Origin of the sequence: Ralstonia sp. OTU4908 (assembly GCF_038440115.1) — a bacterium.
Lineage (GTDB): Bacteria > Pseudomonadota > Gammaproteobacteria > Burkholderiales > Burkholderiaceae > Ralstonia > Ralstonia pickettii.
On sequence record NZ_JASATD010000110.1, the window covers coordinates 1 to 406 of the forward strand.

Sequence of the window (406 nt, forward strand, 5' to 3'; positions counted from 1 at the left end):
GCGGATGGGGCGGCGCTTCAGGGTAAAGAGGTTGCGGCGCAGGATGTCGTATCCGACAGTGCTGAAAAAGGCGGTGAACGCCACGAATGTGACCACACCCAGAATCGTCCAGAACCAATAGCCGTCTTGAGCCATTGTTTGAGGGCTATCGACAAAAGGGCCGGCCACCCACATGCCACACCAACCCAACGAGAATGCCGTGGCCGCTATGCAAATCACTGATCCCAGCCCCATGATCTGAATTTGGTCCTGCGCGTCATCGATGATTTCCAGACAAGTGGAGTCGATGCGATACACATTGCCCATTTCTTCCACGGTTTCAAGCACGGGACTGTCAATGCGAAGCCGATGTTGCATCTCCCATTCGCCAAGCGGCTTGCCTTTCTGCTTGGCATAGATCGACTGC

Annotated in this window: 1 pseudogene; it reads right to left on the reverse strand. The window is 55.2% G+C overall.

The features are described from left to right. A pseudogene (locus AAHM38_RS25550) lies at positions 1 to 406 on the reverse strand (DUF6708 domain-containing protein); the annotation flags it as partial.